This window comes from Cyanobacteriota bacterium, assembly GCA_025054735.1.
Taxonomy (GTDB): Bacteria; Cyanobacteriota; Cyanobacteriia; order SKYG9; family SKYG9; genus SKYG9.
Genome location: JANWZG010000670.1, coordinates 1 through 1,225 on the forward strand (window position 1 = coordinate 1; position 1,225 = coordinate 1,225).

Sequence of the window (1,225 nt, forward strand, 5' to 3'; positions counted from 1 at the left end):
GAGGGCACAGCGACGATCGTCTCCCCTACGTTTCCCCCCTTGACCTTGACCGCAGAGCAGATTTTGACCGCTGGTAAGTAAACTACAATCAGCAATAATCAGCAGTGCAGATGGTTAGGAGTGCCCAATGACAATCACCTCTGGCAGGCTACAGACTAGCACTACACCTCTCCCCATGACCCTTGAGGAGTACCTGAACTATGACGACGGCACGGAGACTCGCTATGAACTGGTGGACGGGGTGCTAGTGGAAATGGGGGCTGAAAATACCGGTAACATCAACATTGCCATGTTTTTGGTGGTAATGTTTGCCCAGCTTGTGCCCATCGATCGCATCTTGCGAGGCAGTGAAATTGTCGTTTCCAGGAGCTACGCCAGTACCCGTTACCCTGATTTGATTGTGCTAACCGAGAATGGAGTAACCCTGCTACCAAGGAATCAGCGATCGCTCATTACCTTAGAAATGCCTGCCCCAGCGTTGGTGGTGGAAGTAGTCTCCCCTGGTGATGAAGAGAGTGACAACTACCGTCGAGACTACATCGAGAAACGTCAGGAATATGCAGCACGGGGCATTCCAGAGTATTGGATTGTTGACCCGGATCGTCGCGTGGTACTGGTGCTGACCCTCCAGGGACAGGTCTACCAAGAGCAACGATTTGAGGGCACAGCGACGATCGTCTCCCCTACGTTTCCCCCCTTGACCTTGACCGCAGAGCAGATTTTGACCGCTGGTAAGTAAACTACAATCAGCAATAATCAGCAGTGCAGATGGTTAGGAGTACCCAATGACAATCACCTCTGGCAGGCTACAGACTAGCACTACACCTCTCCCCATGACCCTTGAGGAGTACCTGAACTATGACGACGGCACGGAGACTCGCTATGAACTGGTGGACGGGGTGCTAGTGGAAATGGGGGCTGAGAGTACCATTAATACCCAGATTGCTGTTTTTCTGCTGTTGTATTTTTCCCAGCTAGGAGTGCCGTCTGATTGCCTTGGCATCAAGCAAAAAATCGCAGTCACGAGCATTACCGTAACCGCCCGTGAACCTGACCTGATTATCCACTCAGAAGCCTCTGCTCAGGCAATTGCAGGATCACCCCAAGCCATCTTAAGGCCAGAGCAGCCTAACCCTTTGCTGGTCATTGAAGTAGTCTCCCCTGGTGATGAAGAGAGTGACAACTACCGTCGAGACTACATCGAGAAACGTCAGGAATATGCAGC

The 1,225-nt window shown here is 51.8% G+C and carries 2 protein-coding genes; both read left to right on the top strand.

Annotated elements, in window-relative coordinates; translation table 11 throughout:
- Window positions 1-127: 127 nt before the first annotated feature.
- Entirely contained in the window at window positions 128-739 is a 612-nt protein-coding gene (locus NZ772_19260; GenBank protein MCS6815696.1) for a Uma2 family endonuclease, read from the top strand.
- A gap of 46 nt (window positions 740-785) precedes the next feature.
- The coding region (locus NZ772_19265; protein ID MCS6815697.1) for a Uma2 family endonuclease at window positions 786-1,225 on the top strand (440 nt) is incomplete at its 3' end.